Below are 17,535 nucleotides of genomic sequence, written 5' to 3'. Positions count from 1 at the left end.
CATGCAAGCACGCTTGATTGTTTCTGGCGCCGCTGCCATGCTCCTCAGCACGCCGCACCACCCCGCACACCGCCGTGCCCCGAGGGGAGCGCCCGTGTCCGATCCGATGACCGTGATCGACGATCTGCGCGAGGAGAGCGAGGAACTCGACCGCCTCGTGGCCGGGTCGCCCCCGCAGCGCTGGTCGCTCGCGACCCCCGCGCCCGGCTGGACCGTGGCCCACCAGATCGCCCATCTCGCCTGGACGGACCGCTCGGCCCTGCTCGCCGTCACGGACGCCGACGGCTTCCACGCCCTGGTCGAGAAGGCTCTCGCCGCGCCGGACTCGTTCGTCGACGAGGGCGCCGGGGAGGGCGCGGGGCTCCCGCCCGGCGAGCTGCTCGCCTCGTGGCGTGGCGGCCGTACGGCACTGGAGGAGGCACTGCGGGCCGCCCCGCCGAAGGCGCGCTTCCCCTGGTACGGCCCGCCCATGTCGGCCGCCTCCATGGCGACGGCCCGCCTGATGGAGACCTGGGCCCACGGACAGGACGTGGCCGACGCCCTGGGTGTGGTGCGCCCACCCACCGACCGGCTGCGGCATGTGGCCCGGCTCGGGGTTCGGACCCGGGACTTCGCCTACGGCGTGCACGGCCTGACCCCGCCCGCCGACCCGTTCCGCGTCGAACTGCGCGCCCCCTCCGGCGACCTGTGGACCTACGGCCCCGAGGACGCCGCGCAGCGCGTCACCGGACCCGCCCTCGACTTCTGCCTCCTGGTCACCCAGCGCGCCCACCGCACCGACCTGGCCCTGCGCGCCGACGGCCCCGACGCCGACCGCTGGCTCGGCATCGCGCAGGCCTTCGCGGGCCCGCCGGGCAGCGGACGCCCGCCGAAGGAGTCCGCCTCGTGACGCCCGAGCGCAGCGGCGAGGCCCGGCTCGTGACGCCCGAGCGCAGCGACAGGGAGGCGGCCTCGTGACGACCCTGCGCATAGGCAACGCCTCCGGCTTCTACGGCGACCGCTTCGACGCGATGCGCGAGATGCTCACCGGCGGCGAACTCGACGTCCTCACCGGCGACTACCTCGCCGAGCTGACCATGCTCATCCTCGGCCGGGACCGTCTGAAGGACCCCGCAGCCGGATACGCCCGTACGTTCCTGCGGCAGTTGGAGGACTGCCTGGGACTCGCGCATCAGCGGGGCGTCAGGATCGTCACCAACGCGGGCGGACTCAACCCGTCCGGACTCGCCGACTCCGTCCGGCAGTTGGCCGGCCGGCTGGGCATCCCCGTGCGGGTGGCCCATGTGGCGGGCGACGACCTCACCGCCGCGCAACCCGGGAGCCTCGCCGCCCACGCCTACCTCGGCGGCTTCGGCATCGCGCAGTGTCTGCGGGCGGGCGCCGACGTCGTCGTCACCGGTCGGGTGACGGACGCGGCCCTGGTGACCGGGCCCGCCGCCGCCCACTTCGACTGGACCCCGCAGGACCACGACCGGCTGGCGGGCGCGGTGGTCGCCGGGCATGTCCTGGAGTGCGGGGCGCAGGCCACCGGCGGCAACTACGCCTTCTTCCGGGACGGCGACGTCCGCCGCCCCGGCTTCCCGCTCGCCGAGCTGCACGAGGACGGCAGCTGCGTCATCACCAAGCACCCCGGCACCGGCGGCTTCGTCGACGTCGGCACGGTCACCGCGCAGCTGCTGTACGAGACCGCCGGTGCCCGGTACGCGGGGCCGGACGTCACCGCCCGGCTGGACACCGTGCGGCTGAGCCAGGACGGGCCCGACCGGGTGCGGATCGAGGGCGTGCGCGGGGAGGCACCGCCGCCCACCCTCAAGGTCGGGCGTAACCGGCTCGGCGGCTTCCGCAACGAGGTCGTCTTCGTGCTCACCGGCCTCGACGTCGAGGCCAAGGCCGCCCTGGTGCGGGACCAGATGGAACCGGCCCTCGGCAAGGCCGCCGACGTGCGCTGGGAGCTGGTCCGCACCGACCGTCCCGACGCCCCGAGCGAGGAGACGGCGAGTGCGTTGCTGCGGCTCGTCGTGCGGGACCCCGACCAGGAGGTCGTCGGGCGGGCGCTGAGCGGGGCCGCCGTGGAGCTGGCACTGGCCAGCTACCCCGGCTTCCATGTGCTGGCCCCACCCGGAAAAGGCTCGCCCTATGGGGTCTTCGAGGATGTGTACGTCCCCCATGGTGAAGTCGACCATGGGGCGGTCCTCCACGACGGACAGCGGGTTCCGGTGCCGCCGCCCCACGACACCCTCGTACTCGACGACGTTCCGCAGCCGCCGCTTCCCGAGCCGCTCCCGCCCGGGCCGGTCACCAGGGCTGCCCTCGGCCTCGTCGCGGGCGCCCGCAGCGGGGACAAGGGCGGCAACGCCAACGTCGGGGTGTGGGCCCGCACGGACGACGCCTGGCGGTGGCTCGCCCACGAGCTGACCGCCGACCGGTTCCGGGAGCTGATCCCCGAGAGCCGCGAGCTGACCGTCGTACGGCACGTGCTGCCGAACCTGCGCGCCCTCAACTTCGTCGTCGAGGGCATCCTCGGCGCCGGTGTCGCCGACCGGCACCGCTTCGACCCGCAGGCCAAGGCCCTCGGCGAATGGCTGCGCTCCCGCCACCTGGAGATACCGGAGGCCCTCCTTTGACCGTCCTGACCTCCGCGCTCGACCCCGCCGGCCCCGACCACCGGGCCAACCGCGAGGCGATGCTCGCCAAGCTCGCCGAACTCGACGCCGAGCACGCCAAGGCCCTGGCGGGCGGCGGCGAGAAGTACGTCGCACGGCACCGGAAGCGCGGCAAGCTCCTCGCCCGCGAGCGCATCGAGCTGCTCCTCGACCCCGACACACCGTTCCTGGAGCTGTCCCCGCTGGCCGCCTGGGGCAGCGACCACACCGTCGGCGCGTCCCTCGTCACCGGCATCGGAGTCGTCGAGGGCGTGGAGTGCCTGATCACGGCCAACGACCCGACCGTGCGCGGCGGTGCGAGCAACCCCTGGTCGCTGAAGAAGGCCCTGCGCGCCAACGACATCGCGCTCGCCAACCGGCTGCCCTGCATCAGCCTGGTGGAGTCCGGCGGTGCCGATCTGCCGTCCCAGAAGGAGATCTTCATCCCCGGCGGCGCCGTCTTCCGCGACCTCACCCGGCTGTCCGCCGCCGGAATCCCCACCGTCGCGGTCGTCTTCGGCAACTCCACCGCCGGCGGCGCCTACATCCCCGGCATGTCCGACCACGTGATCATGGTCAAGGAGCGGGCGAAGGTGTTCCTCGGCGGACCGCCGCTGGTGAAGATGGCGACCGGGGAGGAGAGCGACGACGAGTCCCTGGGCGGCGCCGAGATGCACGCGCGCGTGTCAGGCCTCGCCGACTACTTCGCCGTCGACGAGCCGGACGCGATCCGGCAGGCCCGGCGCGTGGTCGCCCGTCTCAACCACCGCAAGGCGTACGGCGATCCGGCCCCGGCCGAGCCGCCCAAGTACGACGCGGAGGAGTTGCTGGGCATCGTCCCCGGCGACCTCAAGAGCCCCTTCGACCCGCGCGAGGTCATCGCCCGGATCGTCGACGCCTCCGACTTCGACGAGTTCAAGCCGCTCTACGGGACGAGCCTGACCACCGGGTGGGCCGCCCTGCACGGCTATCCGGTCGGCATCCTCGCCAACGCCCAGGGGGTCCTGTTCAGCGAGGAGTCCCAGAAGGCCGCCCAGTTCATCCAGCTCGCCAACCAGCGCGACATCCCCCTGCTCTTCCTGCACAACACCACCGGCTACATGGTCGGCAAGGAGTACGAGCAGGGCGGCATCATCAAACACGGCGCGATGATGATCAACGCGGTCGGCAACAGCCGCGTGCCCCACCTCTCCGTCCTCATGGGCGCCTCCTACGGCGCCGGCCACTACGGCATGTGCGGCCGCGCCTACGACCCCCGCTTCCTGTTCGCCTGGCCCAGCGCCAAGTCGGCCGTCATGGGCCCCCAACAGCTCGCGGGCGTCCTGTCGATCGTCGCCCGCCAGTCGGCCGCCGCCAAGGGCCGGCCCTACGACGACGAGGCGGACGCGGCACTGCGCGCCATGGTCGAGCAGCAGATCGAGTCCGAGTCGCTGCCGATGTTCCTGTCCGGGCGGCTGTACGACGACGGCGTCATCGACCCGCGCGACACCCGCACCGTCCTCGGCCTGTGCCTCTCCGCGATCCACACCGCCCCCTACGAGGGCGCGCGCGGCGGCTTCGGCGTCTTCCGGATGTGAGGAACCTTCAGTGATCACTTCAGTGCTGGTCGCGGGCCGGGGCGAGATCGCCTGCCGCGTCTTCCGCACCTGCCACGACCTGGGCATCCGTACCGTCGCCGTGCACTCGGACGCCGACGCGAACGCCCTGCACGCGCGCGTGGCCGACACGAGCGTACGACTCCCTGGGGAGGCGCCCGCCGACACCTATCTGCGCGGCGACCTGATCGTGAAAGCCGCCCTCGCCGCCGGGGCGGACGCCGTGCACCCCGGCTACGGCTTCCTCTCCGAGAACGCCGACTTCGCCCGGGCCGTCCTGGACGCGGGCCTGCGCTGGATCGGCCCGCCCCCGCAGGCCATCGAGGCCATGGCGTCCAAGACCCACGCCAAACAGCTCATGGGCATCCGCCCCCTCGGCGACGTCACCGAGGCCGACCTGCCCGTGCTGGTGAAGGCGGCGGCCGGTGGCGGTGGCCGCGGCATGCGGGTCGTACGCCGACTCGCCGACCTGGAAGCCGAGCTGGCCACCGCACGGGCCGAGGCCGCGAGCGCCTTCGGCGACGGTGAGGTCTTCGTCGAGCCGTACGTGGAGAACGGCCGGCACGTCGAGGTGCAGATCCTCGCCGACACCCACGGCACGGTCTGGCCCCTCGGCACCCGCGACTGCTCCCTGCAGCGCCGCCACCAGAAGGTGATCGAGGAGGCCCCGGCCCCCGGCCTGTCCCGGGAGCTCGACGAGGAGGTCCGTGCCCTCGCCGTACGGGCCGCCCGGGCCGTGGACTACGTGGGCGCCGGCACGGTCGAGTTCCTCGTCGCCGACGGCAGGGCGCACTTCCTGGAGATGAACACCCGCCTCCAGGTCGAACACCCGGTCACCGAGGCCGTGTTCGGCATCGACCTGGTCGCGGAGCAGATCCGGATCGCCGAGGGACACCCCCTCGCGACCGACCCGCCACGCGCGCGTGGTCACGCCGTCGAGGCCCGCCTGTACGCCGAGGACCCGGCCCGCGACTGGTCCCCGCAGACCGGCACCCTGCACCGCCTGGGCGTTCCCGGGTCCGTCCGCCTGGACACCGGGTACACGGACGGCGACGAGATCGGCGTCCACTACGACCCCATGCTCGCCAAGGTCGTGGCCCATGCCCCCACCCGCCCGGAGGCCGTCCGCAGGCTCGCCGCCGCCCTGGAACGCGCGGTGATCCACGGCCCCGTCACCAACCGCGACCTCCTGGTCCGCTCCCTGCGCCACCCCGAGTTCACCGCGGCCCGCATGGACACCGGCTTCTACGACCGCCACCTCCCGGAGCTGACCGAGCCGTCCGTGGACCCGCACGCCCCGCTGGCCGCCGCCCTCGCCGACGCCCACGGCCGCTCCCGCTTCGGCGGCTGGCGCAACGTCCCCTCACAGCCGCAGACCAGGCGGTACGTGATGGCGGGCGAGGAGCACGAGGCCCGCTACCGGCACACCCGGCAGGGCCCGGAGGCGGACGGGGTGCGGGTGGTGTACACGGACGCGCACCTCGTGATCCTCGAAGTGGACGGGGTGGAGAGGAAGTACGAGGTCTCCCGCTACGGCGACCGGATCCACGTCAACACCACCACTCTGACCGCCCTGCCCCGCTTCCCCGACCCCACCACCCAGCACGCCCCGGGCTCCCTCCTGGCACCGATGCCGGGCACGGTCGTCCGAGTCGCCGACGGACTGACGGCAGGGGCGTCCGTGCAGGCGGGCGAGACCCTGCTCTGGCTGGAGGCGATGAAGATGCAGCACAAGATCACGGCCCCGGTGACGGGAACGCTGGCGGCTCTGCCGGTCGTACCCGGACAACAGGTGGAACCGGGCGCGCTCCTGGCAGTGGTGACACAGACCCCTTAGGGGCGCGGGGAACTGCGCGATCAGCCACGACGAGCCCGCACGCGAAAGGATCCCCATGGACACCGAAGACCACAAAGCCCTGCGAGAAGCCGTAGCCGCCCTCGGCAAACGTCACGGCCGCGGCAGCGACCCCACCCAACTCTGGTCCGAGGCAGGCAAACTCGGCTACCTCGGAGTCAACCTTCCCGAGCAATACGGAGGCGGAGGCGGCGGCATCTCCGAACTCTCCATCGTCCTCGAAGAGCTGGGCGCAGCCGGCTGCCCCCTCCTCATGCTGATCGTCTCACCGGCCATCTGCGGCACCGTGACAGCCCGCTTCGGCACAGCCGCCCAAAAACAGCAGTGGCTCCCCGGGCTCGCCGACGGCAGCCGCCTCATGGCCTTCGGCATCACCGAACCCGACGCCGGCTCCAACTCCCACCGCATCACCACCACGGCACGCAAAGACGGCACCGACTGGCTCCTCACCGGCCGCAAGGTCTTCATCTCCGGCGTGGACATCGCCGACGCGACCCTCGTCGTCGGCCGCACCGAAGACGCCCGCACCGGCCGCCTCAAGCCCTGCCTCTTCATCGTCCCGCGCGACACCCCCGGCTTCACCCGCCGCCCCATCGACATGGAACTGAGCGCCGCGGAGAAGCAGTTCGAACTGGTCCTGGACGACGTACGGCTGCCCGCCGACGCCCTGGTCGGCGACGAGGACGCAGGCCTCCTCCAGCTCTTCGCCGGCCTCAACCCCGAACGCATCATGACCGCCGCCTTCGCGATCGGCATGGGCCGCCACGCCCTCGCGGGAGCCGTCGAGTACGCCCGCGACCGCACCGTCTGGAACACCCCCATCGGCGCCCACCAGGCCATCGCCCACCCCCTCGCCCAAGCGCACATCGACCTCGAACTCGCCCGCCTGATGATGCAGAAGGCCGCCGCCCTCTACGACGCGGGCGACGACACGGGCGCCGGAGAGGCCGCCAACATGGCCAAGTACGCCGCCGGGGAAGCCTGCGTGAAGGCCGTCGACCAGGCCGTGCACACCCTCGGCGGCAACGGCCTCACCCGCGAGTACGGCCTGGCCCGCCTGATAACGGCCTCGCGCGTGGCTCGTATCGCCCCGGTGAGCCGGGAGATGATTCTCAACTACGTCTCCCACCAGACCCTGGGCCTGCCCAAGTCGTACTGAGGACCCTGAGACGGCCCGCGCGCGAGGAGGAACCAGCCATGTTCCGCAGCGAGTACGCAGACGTCCAGCCCGTCGAACTGCCCATCCACGACGCCGTCCTGGGCCGGGCCGCCGAGTTCGGCGACATCCCGGCGCTGATCGACGGCACCGACGGCACCACCCTCACCTACGAGCAGGTCGACCGCTTCCACCGGCGCGTCGCAGCCGCCCTCGCCGAGGCCGGGATCCGCAAGGGCGACGTCCTCGCCCTGCACAGCCCCAACACCATCGCTTTCCCGACGGCCTTCTACGGGGCCACGCGCGCGGGTGCCACCGTCACCACCGTGCACCCGCTCGCCACCGCCGACGAGTTCGCGAACCAGCTGCGGGACTCGGCGGCGCGCTGGATCGTCACCGTCTCACCGCTGCTGGACGTCGCCCGCCGGGCCGCCGAAATCGCGGGCGGCGTACGCGAGATCTTCGTGTGCGACAGCGCGAGCGGCCACCGCTCCCTCATCGACATGCTGGCCTCCACGGCTCCCGAGCCGCAGATCGCCATCGACCCCGCCGAGGACGTCGCCGCCCTGCCGTACTCCTCCGGGACCACCGGCATCCCCAAGGGCGTGATGCTCACGCACCGGCAGATCGCCACCAACCTCGCGCAACTCCAGCCGGCGATACCCGCGGGCCCGGGAGACCGAGTCCTGGCGGTTCTTCCCTTCTTCCACATATACGGCCTCACGGCGCTGATGAACGCACCCCTGCGGCAGGGCGCCACCGTCGTCGTCCTGCCCCGCTTCGACCTGGAGCAGTACCTCGCGGCCGTCCAGAACCACCGCATCACGGCCCTCTACGTGGCCCCGCCGATCGTCCTGGCCCTCGCCAAGCACCCGGCAGTCGCCCGGTACGACCTGTCGTCCCTGAAATACATCATCAGCGCCGCCGCACCGCTGGACGCCCGTCTCGCCGCGGCCTGCTCCCAGCGCCTCGGCCTGCCGCCCGTCGGCCAGGCCTACGGCATGACGGAACTGTCACCCGGCACCCATGTCGTCCCCCTGGACGCCATGAACGACGCCCCGCCCGGAACCGTCGGCAAGCTCATCGCCGGCACCGAGATGCGCATCGTCTCCCTCGACGACCCCGGCAAGGACCTCCCCATCGGTGAATCCGGCGAGATCCTCATCCGCGGCCCCCAGATCATGAAGGGCTACCTCGGCCGCCCCGACGCCACCACCGCGATGATCGACGCCGACGGCTGGCTGCACACCGGCGACGTCGGCCACGTCGACGGTGGGGGCACCTCCCCCTCGAGCGGAGCCGAGAGTGGGGGAAGCTGGCTGTTCGTCGTCGACCGGGTCAAGGAACTCATCAAGTACAAGGGCTTCCAGGTGGCCCCCGCCGAGCTGGAGGCCCTCCTCCTCACCCACCCGGGCATCGCCGACGCCGCCGTCATCGGCAGGTACGACGACAACGGCAACGAGGCCCCGCACGCCTACGTGGTCCGCCGGCCGTCCGCCGCGGACCTCACCGAGGCGGAGATCATGATGTACGTCGCCGAACGCGTCGCCCCCTACAAGCGGATACGCCACGTCACCTTCATCGTCGGCGTCCCCCGCGCGGCCTCCGGCAAGATCCTCCGCCGACAGCTCAGGGAGAAGGCATGACGCTGATCGCCCGCACCCACGCACGTGCCGTGGACACCCTGTCCCTCGACTCGCCGCACAACCGCAACGCCCTCTCGGCGGCCCTGGTCGGCGAGCTGGCCGACGCGCTCACCGACGCCGGCAAGGACACCGCCGTCCGCGCGATCGTCCTCACCCACACCGGCAACACCTTCAGCGCGGGCGCCGACCTCAAGGACCCGCCCCCGCCCGAGGCGCTGGTCGCCCTGCTGCGGCAGATCGTCGAGCTGCCCAAGCCGGTCGTCGCCCGGGTCACCGGCCACGTCCGCGCGGGCGGCCTCGGCCTCCTGGCCGCCTGCGACATCGCGGCCGCCGCCACGGAAGCCACCTTCGCCTTCACGGAAGTCCGCATCGGAGTGGCCCCCGCCGTCATCTCCCTCCCGCTCCTGCCCCGCACGAACCCCCGCGCCCTCGCCCGCCACTACCTCACGGGCGAACGCTTCGACGCGGCGGAAGCAACCGCAACGGGCCTGCTCACCACCCATGCCGACGACGTCGACACGGCACTGGCCCCCATCCTGGATGGCCTGCGCCGCTCGGCCCCCGAGGCCCTGGCCGAGACCAAACGGCTGCTCACGGCTAGGGTGCTGGAAGCCTTCGACCGGGACGCCGCCGACCTGACCGCGCTCTCGGCCCGGCTCTTCTCCTCCCCGCAGGCCCGCGAGGGGATGACGGCCTTCCTCGAACGACGGGATCCGGCATGGGTGGTGTGAGCACGGTCGACCGTGCGGAGAGAGTCCCCAAGCAGGACCGCAGCCGGGCCACCCGGCAGCGGCTCCTCGAAGCCGCCGTGTCCTGCCTCGCCGAACACGGCTGGGCGGGATCCACCGTCTCCGTGGTCGCCGAACGCGCCGGCGTCTCCCGAGGCGCCGCCCAGCACCACTTCCCCACCCGCGAGGACCTCTTCACCGCGGCCGTCGAATACGTCGCCGAGGAACGCTCCACGGCCCTGCGCGCCCTGTTCCCCGAGGGCGCGGCCGGCGACCGCCACGCCGTCGTCGCCGCCCTCGTCGACCTCTACACCGGGCCGCTCTTCCGCGCCGCCCTCCACCTCTGGGTCGCCGCCTCCAACGAGGAGCAGCTCCGGCCCCGCGTCACCGAACTCGAATCCCGCGTCGGCCGCGAGACCCACCGCATAGCCGTCGACCTCCTCGCCGCCGACGAATCCCTCCCCGGCGTCCGCGAAACCGTCCAGGGCCTCCTCGACATGGCCCGCGGCCTGGGCCTCGCCAACCTCCTCACCGACGACGCGGCCCGCCGGGAACGGGTCGTGGCCCAGTGGGCGGGGCTGCTGGACGAGACGCTGGGCTGAGGGCGTTGAACAGGACCCGACGGCCGGACAGAACAACGCGAAGACAGCCCAGCAGGGCGTCAGTCAGTGCCCGGGTCACGACCACCGGAACCCGAGTATCAGCATCAATGTCAGTGCCGGGGCCTACCGTTCCGGCATGGGTGATCACTTCCAGACGATCGTGGACCGTGACGCGGGCGCCGACGAGGCACCGGAGCTCGCCCGGCGTGTGGTCGACCGGCTCGTCGCCGAGGGTGTCGTCCTCGCCGAGCGCACCGGCTGCGTCCTGGGACAGCCGCTGGGGCATCCGCCGGGGCCGCACTGGTCGCGTGCCGTGGCGGAGGGGGACGCGCGCTGGGAGCCGTCCGACGGGCTCGCCGTCCACATCGGCCGCACGGTCTTCCACGGTGGCCAGGGCGGCTTCGAGGCGGTGAGCTGTCCCCGCTGCTCGGCGACGACACGGCTCGCCGACGAGAACTGGGAGGTGATCGACGCGGCGTGGGCACCGTTCAGCGAGGCCATCGGCACCTGGCACGACTCAGGAGCGGCGCACGTCCCCTGCCCGGCCTGCACCCAGGAGATCCCGCTGCCGGACTGGAACTGGAGCGACGACTACTTCGCCTTCGCCCACCTCGGTCTGCAGTTCTGGAACTGGCCGGAGCTCACCCCCGAGTTCCGCTCCGGTCTCGCCGAACTGCTCGACGGCCACCGCACGGCCTACGTCTGGGGAAAACTCTGAGCCTCGGCAGGCCTCAGGGGCTGAGCCGCTCCACCCGCCAGCTCCCGTCCGGCCGCTCCACGTACCGCAACCGGTCGTGCAACCGGTTCTCCCGCCCCTGCCAGAACTCCACCGCCTGCGGAGCCACCCGGAAACCACCCCAGTGCGGGGGCACCGGCACCTGCTCGCCCTCCGGGTAGCGGGCGGCCAGCTCGGCGTACGCGGCGTCGATGTCGGCCCGGGTGGAGATCACCGAGGACTGGGCGCTGGCCCACGCCCCCAGCTGCGAGCCGTGCGGACGGGTGCGGAAGTACGCCGCCGTCTCGTCCCGGCCGGTGCGCCGGGCGACCCCGGTCACGATGACCTGCCGGGCCATCGGGTGCCAGGGGAACAGCAGCGAGACGTACGGGTTCTCCGCCAGGTCACGCGCCTTGCGGGAGTCGTAGTTCGTGTAGAAGACGAAACCCTGCTCGTCGAAGTGCTTCAGCAGCACCGTACGGGCGCTCGTCCGCCCCTCGGCGTCGGCCGTCGACACGATCATGGCGTTCGGCTCGAACAGCCCGCCGTCCGTCGCGGCCTGCTTGAACCAGCGCGCGAACTGCTCGACGGGCGTCGCGGCCAGGTCGGTCTCGGAGAGCCCGTCGGCCCGGTACTGCTTGCGCATCGAGGCCAGATCGAAGGGGACGTCGTCGCGGTCGGTCACCCGGTCATCTTGCCGTACGGACGGTGTCCTTCGTCACTGCATGGCACTGAGTGCCGTGAACCCTCCCCAAGCGTGGCACTCGGGGATATCGTTTCCGTGCCGTTGCGGTTGGGTGACCGCCTGCCGTACGGGGCATCACAGGGGCAACCGGCCAGGACCGCGAGTCGCCGTGCACGACCGTGGATCCGCTGGACGGTGCCCGCTTCGCCAGCTGACTGACACATGGTTCGTTCGCCCCACCCCACATCAACACCATCTGTCGCTTACATCACGAGGAGCCGCCTGATGTCCGACTTCGTACCCGGGCTCGAGGGAGTCGTCGCGTTCGAGACGGAGATCGCCGAACCCGACAAGGAGGGCGGCGCGCTCCGGTACCGCGGCGTCGACATCGAGGACCTCGTCGGCCACGTCTCGTTCGGCAACGTCTGGGGCCTGCTCGTCGACGGCGCCTTCAATCCCGGCCTGCCCCCCGCCGAGCCGTTCCCCATCCCCGTGCACTCCGGCGACATCCGCGTGGACGTCCAGTCCGCCCTGGCCATGCTGGCGCCCGTCTGGGGCCTCAAACCCCTCCTCGACATCGACGCCGAAGAGGCCCGGGAAGACCTGGCCCGAGCAGCCGTCATGGCCCTCTCCTACGTCGCCCAGTCCGCCCGCGGCCAAGGCCTGCCGATGGTCCCGCAGCGCGAGATCGACAAGGCCCAGTCCGTCGTCGAACGCTTCATGATCCGCTGGCGCGGCGAGCCCGACCCCAAGCACGTGGCGGCCGTGGACGCGTACTGGACGAGCGCCGCGGAGCACGGCATGAACGCCTCCACGTTCACGGCCCGCGTGATCGCCTCGACCGGCGCGGACGTGGCAGCGGCGCTCTCCGGCGCGGTGGGCGCGATGTCCGGCCCGCTCCACGGCGGAGCGCCCTCCCGCGTCCTCGGCATGATCGAGGAGATCGAGCGCACGGGCGACGCGGAGGCCTACGTGAAGAACGCGCTCGACAAGGGCGAACGCCTCATGGGCTTCGGCCACCGCGTCTACCGCGCCGAGGACCCGAGGGCGAGGGTCCTGCGCCGCACCGCCCGCGAGCTCGGAGCCCCCCGCTTCGAGGTCGCCGAGGCCCTGGAGAAGGCGGCCCTCGCGGAACTCCACGCCCGCCGCCCCGACCGCGTCCTCGCCACGAACGTCGAGTTCTGGGCGGCCATCGTCCTGGACTTCGCCGAGGTCCCGGCCCACATGTTCACGTCCATGTTCACCTGCGCCCGCACGGCAGGCTGGTCCGCCCACATCCTGGAGCAGAAGCGCACGGGCCGCCTGGTCCGCCCCTCGGCCCGCTACGTGGGCCCGGGCACCCGCAACCCCCGAGAGATCGAGGGCTACGAGGACATCGCCCACTGACCCGCCCCCCTCACGGCCTCACCCGACCCCGGGTGAGGCCGTCGGCACGCCCCCGCCCGCGAGCCGGTCCAACTCCTCCCCGATGGCCCCCCGCAGCCGGTCGTGCGCGGGCCCGAGCGCATACCGCTCCTCGCGCCACATCGCCCGCGGATACAGCCACACCGGCAACCGCACCAGCTCCTCGGGCTCCCACTCGTACCGGGGCCACACATGCGCGTGCAGGAACCCGTCGGCGTTCCCGAGAATCTCCAGATTGACCCGCCGGAACCCCGACTCCACCCGCCGGCAGGCCCGCTCGACGGCTTCCCCCAGCCGGTCCATGTCGGCGAGGAACGCCAGCCGCGCGCTCCGCGACAGCTCGGACAACCGCTGCACCGCGGGATCATCGGCCAGCAGCAGCGAATAGCCGGGCAGGAACTGCACATCACCGATCACCGCGAACCCGGAGTCCAGCCTCCGCATCACGGCCGGGTTCTCACCCCGCAGGGCGCTCCCGATCCGGTCCTCGCGCCACCCACGCACCGTCATCGCCCCCGGGCACCTAAGAAAAACGCAGACGACCCGCGAGTCTGGTTCCTCCGGAGAGGAGCCGGCCGGACGTACCGGCGACTCGCGGGTCGGGTGACTGCTGGAGATTGGGCCGGCTGCGCGTTTCGATCACGCGCTGGTCCGGCACCGCACTGTGTGTGGTGACGGGCCGCTAGCCCGCAGCCACCTCACGCGTCCGGGATTCATACATCTGCCGGATCACCTCCTTTCGGTGTGAGCCACACACTAGGAAGCGCCCGCTCACCGATCAACCCATTTTTCGAGACGTTGACTGTGACGGTTCTGGTCGGATGCCCCACTCGTATCCGTCACCCCGCTGCAGCAGCCGCAGATACCGGTGGGAGACGTTGATCCGGCCCACGGGTGTGGTGACGCTGTGCTGTCCCCTGGCGCGCACCGAAACCCTCCCGGTCCATGTCCCTGACCATGTGCCTCGCGGCACTACGGCACGCACGAGGTCGCCGGTGATGTATCCGAAGTGCTGCTTGGCACGAGTCCTCAGCAGACGAGGGAATCCGTGGCTGTCCGGGGTGGTGCGGGCGTAAGAGCCGCGGCCCGTGGCCCTTGCCGTCAGCACATGAGCGGGATACCTCACGATCCGGTCGCCCGACGCGTGATCAAGAGGCCCGACGCACAGGGCATCCATGGTGTGTGTCTTGGCCAACCCCATGGCGAGCCGGTTTGCCGCCGTAAGCCCGCCGGCCCAGACATGTACGGGTTTACCCAGGGCGGACATCGCATCTGTGAGTTGCCAGCGGGTGGTGTTCATGGTGGCGGCATCATCCAGCGGTGCCCTCAGTTGGGGAAGGATCACCGCGAGACGATCGGCGCGATCCGCCAGGAAGGCCCCGACCGGCTTGCTGCCTTTGGCCCTGTTGCACGGAGCGCAGGCCAGGACGAGGTTGGCGATCCGGTGCGATCCTCCTCGACTGCGTGGCCTGAGGTGCTCCACATTCAGGGGCATACCGGAGACGCCACAGTACGCGCAGGCGCCGTCCCATCTGGCGCGCACATGCCCTCGTGCGGTGGTCCCGGCCAGAGGGCCTCGTTGGTGTTCGATTCCCTGCAAGCACTTGCCGACGCTCAGCGAGTGGGTGTCGAAGGCAACGCGTTCCACGTGGATCTCCACCACGGGCGCCTGGCGGCACAGCCGGTCGGCCAGCGAGAAGGTCGTGTCGACGCGATGGCGAACGGAGGGCGGCAGCCAGCCCGTCCGGCGAGCACGATTGTGCGCGCGTGCTGCCCGATAGCGCAGATTGGCCTTGCGTCTGCGGCGGCGGTAGCCGGCGCGCTGACGCATGCCGGCGCGGATCTGGTCGCCGCGGTGCTGCAGGCCGACGGATACCAAGCCACGTCTGACGGTGACCAGAGCGCCGTGATCGCCCAACTCCTTTTCGTCGGTGAGGACGAGGCCGGTGCCCTTGGAGCCGGGATCGATGCGCAACTGCACGCCCTCGACTGCTGACGCGTCGCGAGTACGGTCCTTCAGGCGGATCACGAACGGCGCCTGCCGAACGACCACGGCCCGCCCCTTGCGCAACAAGGCGCGGGCGCGGGCGGGATGGCAGGGCATAAGGGGCTGTCCGCCCCGCGCCAATACGAGGACCCTGCTCGCACCGATCCCGCCTCTGTAGGAACAGTCGTCCTGCTCCGATGTGGGAGTGTCACCACTCCCGGTCTCTGCCTCCTGCGCCGCCGGAACGGCGCTTCTGGCGTGACGCCGGCCGGACGCGATGCCGCGCCCGCCGGTCTCCCCTCGCCCATGTTTCCTGCCGGTGCTCCACGCGGCGGCGGAGTGTCCGTGAGCCGTTTCATCCCTGCTCCCAGGGGTGTCTGCTCCCACGGATTCCAGAGCAGGCTGCTGAGGAAGCACAGCCTGGTGGGTCTGCTCGCCCACAGGAAACGTAGTCATCGGGTTGCACCTCCCTGATCCGTCGGATCGTGATGACTGGGGCTGGTCACCCGACGGCCTGGCGACCGGGGAGCGAGTGACCTCCCATCTCGTGTACGCGACTGAAAGTAGTGGCCGGAGCAGCCTGGGCCGTGCCGTACAGCCTGCAATGCGCTCATTCGTGCGATTGCGATCGGTTTCCTGAAGGCGTGGTCGAACCCTCTGCTGCTCCGGGATGGTTCGCCTGACGCCGCGCCCTTCGGGATCCCGCCGCCCAGCGCCTGTATGGAGATCGAGCGACCGGGCCGTCTCCGGGCCGTTGACGTGGGGATTGCCCCCGTACAACGATTCCTTCAATGTTGTGGGAACTCGGTGTGCGCTGGGTCACGTTCCAGTTGAATGATGGCAAGGAGCGAACCGACGTGCCGGACGTACGGACGCAGCCTGCAGGGGGTCCAGGTGAGTGCTTCCCGGCGTAGTGGGACCACCGACGAGCTGGGGCCGGAGGAGCCCGAGCGGGACGGTTCGGATGGTCAGGACCTGCTTGCCGCCTTGCTGGACGGGATGGACGCGGCGCTGTGCGCGTTCGACGCCGACGGGGTCGTGACGCACTGGAACCGTGAGGCCGAGCGGATTCTCGGCTGGAGCGCCGACGAAGCGGTGGGGCGGCGCGGGCTGGCCGGGTGGGCCGTGCGCACCGCGGACGCCGAGGAGGTCGAGGGGCGGCTGCTGTCGGTGATGCACGCGCCGGGGCGGCAGGTGCACGAGTTCGCCCTGCTGACGAAGGACGGCGGACGGGTCCTGGTGCGCACGCAGTCCGCCGCGGTCCGCGGGCCCGACGGGAAGCCGGCGGGTGTGTACTGCGCGTTCAGCGAGGTGCACACGCAGATCGATCTGGAGCGGTCGATCGCGCTGAGCGAGGCGCTGTTCGAGGACGCCAGCTGGGGTGTCGTGCTGGTCGACGTCGACCTGCGGCCGGCCGTGGTGAACGCGCACGCGGCCCGGGCGCTGGGCACGGGCCGTACGTCGGTGCTGGGACGGCCGCTCGGTGAATTGCTGTCGCAGGGCGTGGAGGAGCTGGAGAGCGCGCTGCAGCACGTGCTGGCGGAGGGTGCGCCGCCGGCGCCCGCCGAGGTGTGGGTGAGCGTGCGCGCCAAGGAGGGCGAGAAGCGGCGGTGCTGGCGCAGCGGATTCCTGCGGCTGGCCTCGCCGCTCGCGGAGGAGCCGGTTCCGCTGGGTGTGGGCTGGTTGTTCCAGGACGTGACGGAGGCCAAGCAGGCCGAGCAGGAGGCGTCCCTGCTGCGGTTCCGTACGCAGCAGCTGCACCGGGCGTCGCGGGCGGCGGCGGAGTGTGAGGACCCGGCCGAGGCGGCGACGGTCCACCTGGACTTCGCCCTGGCCGGTTTCGCCGACCACGCGCTGATCGACCGGGTGGCCGGGGGCGCCCTGGCCGACGGGGAGGCGGAGGGGCCGGTCCGGCTGGTCCGGGTGGCCGCCACACCGTCCGGTGCGCCGGGGCCGAGCAAGCTGGCCGACCGGGCGGGCCTGCCCGTTCGCTACGCCGAGGGGCACCCGGCGCTGCAGTGTGTGGAGCGCGTGGGAGCCCTGCGGGCGAGTGCGGGCGCGGCCCCGCCCGAGGCGGCCCGTGAGTGGGCCCTGGCACGCCAGTGGCCGCCGGACGCGGTGCACGCCCTGTGCGCGGTGCTGCGCAGCCGGGGCCGGACCCTGGGGGTCGTGACGTTCCTGCGGGGCGCGGGCCGCAGCGCCTTCGAGCGGTCCGACGCGATGTACGCGGAGGACGTGGCGGTGCGGATCGCGGCGGCGCTGGATCTGGCGGGGTTGTCGGGCGGGGAATGAGCGGGTTGCCGGGCGGGGAGTGAGCGGGCTGCCGGGCGGGGAGTGAGCGGGCTGTCGGGCGGGGCGTGAGCGGGCTGCCGGGCGGGGAGTGAGCGGGCTGTCGGGCGGGGTGTGAGAAGCGCCCGCCGCGGGCCCGGTGGCGGACGGATCCGGTCTGCTGTCCCTTTTCCGGTGCCGGTGGACGACAGACGTGGACCTGGCGCGCTGCCCTCTGCGGTGCCGGTGGAC

The 17,535-nt window shown here is 71.9% G+C and carries 14 protein-coding genes; 11 read left to right on the top strand and 3 right to left on the bottom strand.

Going from position 1 to position 17,535, the window contains the following annotated elements; translation table 11 throughout:
- Nucleotides 1–94: 94 nt before the first annotated feature.
- From ACZ7EG_RS16205 to ACZ7EG_RS16165, 9 genes are all read left to right on the top strand, one after another.
- Nucleotides 95–889 carry a TIGR03084 family metal-binding protein gene (locus ACZ7EG_RS16205; protein WP_471078160.1) on the top strand — a complete coding sequence of 265 codons (795 nt, stop codon included), beginning with the start codon at nt 95–97 and terminating at the stop codon, nt 887–889.
- Nucleotides 890–953: 64 nt separating this feature from the next.
- Nucleotides 954–2,624 carry an acyclic terpene utilization AtuA family protein gene (locus ACZ7EG_RS16200; protein WP_471078156.1) on the top strand — a complete coding sequence of 557 codons (1,671 nt, stop codon included), beginning with the start codon at nt 954–956 and terminating at the stop codon, nt 2,622–2,624.
- Nucleotides 2,621–4,219 (top strand): acyl-CoA carboxylase subunit beta, encoded by a 1,599-nt coding sequence (locus ACZ7EG_RS16195; RefSeq protein ID WP_471078153.1) that lies wholly within the window; start codon nt 2,621–2,623, stop codon nt 4,217–4,219. Before ACZ7EG_RS16200 ends, ACZ7EG_RS16195 begins: the two co-directional genes overlap by 4 nt.
- A 10-nt stretch (nt 4,220–4,229) precedes the next feature.
- Entirely contained in the window at nt 4,230–6,074 is a 1,845-nt protein-coding gene (locus ACZ7EG_RS16190) for an acetyl/propionyl/methylcrotonyl-CoA carboxylase subunit alpha (protein WP_471078150.1), read from the top strand.
- Between the two features lie 55 nt (nt 6,075–6,129).
- Nucleotides 6,130–7,251 carry an acyl-CoA dehydrogenase family protein gene (locus ACZ7EG_RS16185; protein ID WP_471078147.1) on the top strand — a complete coding sequence of 374 codons (1,122 nt, stop codon included), beginning with the start codon at nt 6,130–6,132 and terminating at the stop codon, nt 7,249–7,251.
- 38 nt (nt 7,252–7,289) lie between these two features.
- Nucleotides 7,290–8,894 (top strand): 4-coumarate--CoA ligase family protein, encoded by a 1,605-nt coding sequence (locus ACZ7EG_RS16180; protein ID WP_471078144.1) that lies wholly within the window; start codon nt 7,290–7,292, stop codon nt 8,892–8,894.
- Nucleotides 8,891–9,625, top strand: a complete 735-nt coding sequence (locus tag ACZ7EG_RS16175) for an enoyl-CoA hydratase family protein (protein ID WP_471078141.1) — start codon at nt 8,891–8,893, stop codon at nt 9,623–9,625. The genes ACZ7EG_RS16180 and ACZ7EG_RS16175 overlap by 4 nt, the downstream gene beginning before the upstream one ends.
- Nucleotides 9,613–10,224, top strand: coding sequence for a TetR/AcrR family transcriptional regulator (locus tag ACZ7EG_RS16170; RefSeq protein WP_471078138.1), 612 nt, complete (start codon nt 9,613–9,615; stop codon nt 10,222–10,224). The genes ACZ7EG_RS16175 and ACZ7EG_RS16170 overlap by 13 nt, the downstream gene beginning before the upstream one ends.
- Before the next feature lie 136 nt (nt 10,225–10,360).
- Nucleotides 10,361–10,942: a hypothetical protein gene (locus tag ACZ7EG_RS16165; protein ID WP_471078135.1), complete on the top strand. Its 582-nt coding sequence runs from the start codon at nt 10,361–10,363 to the stop codon at nt 10,940–10,942.
- A gap of 13 nt (nt 10,943–10,955) precedes the next feature.
- Here the strand turns inward: ACZ7EG_RS16165 and pdxH are convergent, their stop codons facing one another.
- Complete coding sequence (pdxH, locus tag ACZ7EG_RS16160; protein WP_104788647.1) at nt 10,956–11,624, bottom strand: pyridoxamine 5'-phosphate oxidase; 669 nt, start codon at nt 11,622–11,624, stop codon at nt 10,956–10,958.
- Between the two features lie 285 nt (nt 11,625–11,909).
- On the opposite strand from pdxH, the gene ACZ7EG_RS16155 reads away from it, so the two are divergent.
- Nucleotides 11,910–13,010 (top strand): citrate synthase 2, encoded by a 1,101-nt coding sequence (locus ACZ7EG_RS16155; protein WP_471078132.1) that lies wholly within the window; start codon nt 11,910–11,912, stop codon nt 13,008–13,010.
- 18 nt (nt 13,011–13,028) lie between these two features.
- Here the strand turns inward: ACZ7EG_RS16155 and ACZ7EG_RS16150 are convergent, their stop codons facing one another.
- Nucleotides 13,029–13,538 (bottom strand): HIT family protein, encoded by a 510-nt coding sequence (locus ACZ7EG_RS16150; RefSeq protein WP_471078129.1) that lies wholly within the window; start codon nt 13,536–13,538, stop codon nt 13,029–13,031.
- Nucleotides 13,539–13,806: 268 nt separating this feature from the next.
- Nucleotides 13,807–15,156 carry an RNA-guided endonuclease IscB gene (gene iscB, locus ACZ7EG_RS16145; protein ID WP_471078126.1) on the bottom strand — a complete coding sequence of 450 codons (1,350 nt, stop codon included), beginning with the start codon at nt 15,154–15,156 and terminating at the stop codon, nt 13,807–13,809.
- A 753-nt stretch (nt 15,157–15,909) separates the two neighbouring features.
- Here iscB and ACZ7EG_RS16140 point away from each other — a divergent pair.
- Complete coding sequence (locus ACZ7EG_RS16140) at nt 15,910–17,307, top strand: PAS domain-containing protein (RefSeq protein ID WP_471078123.1); 1,398 nt, start codon at nt 15,910–15,912, stop codon at nt 17,305–17,307.
- The last annotated feature ends 228 nt before the right edge of the window (nt 17,308–17,535 follow it).

The sequence above is a fragment of the Streptomyces sp. NPDC037100 genome (genome assembly GCF_055606225.1).
Note: the sequence above shows the minus strand (reverse complement) of the source record. Positions and strands in the feature narration are given on the sequence as shown.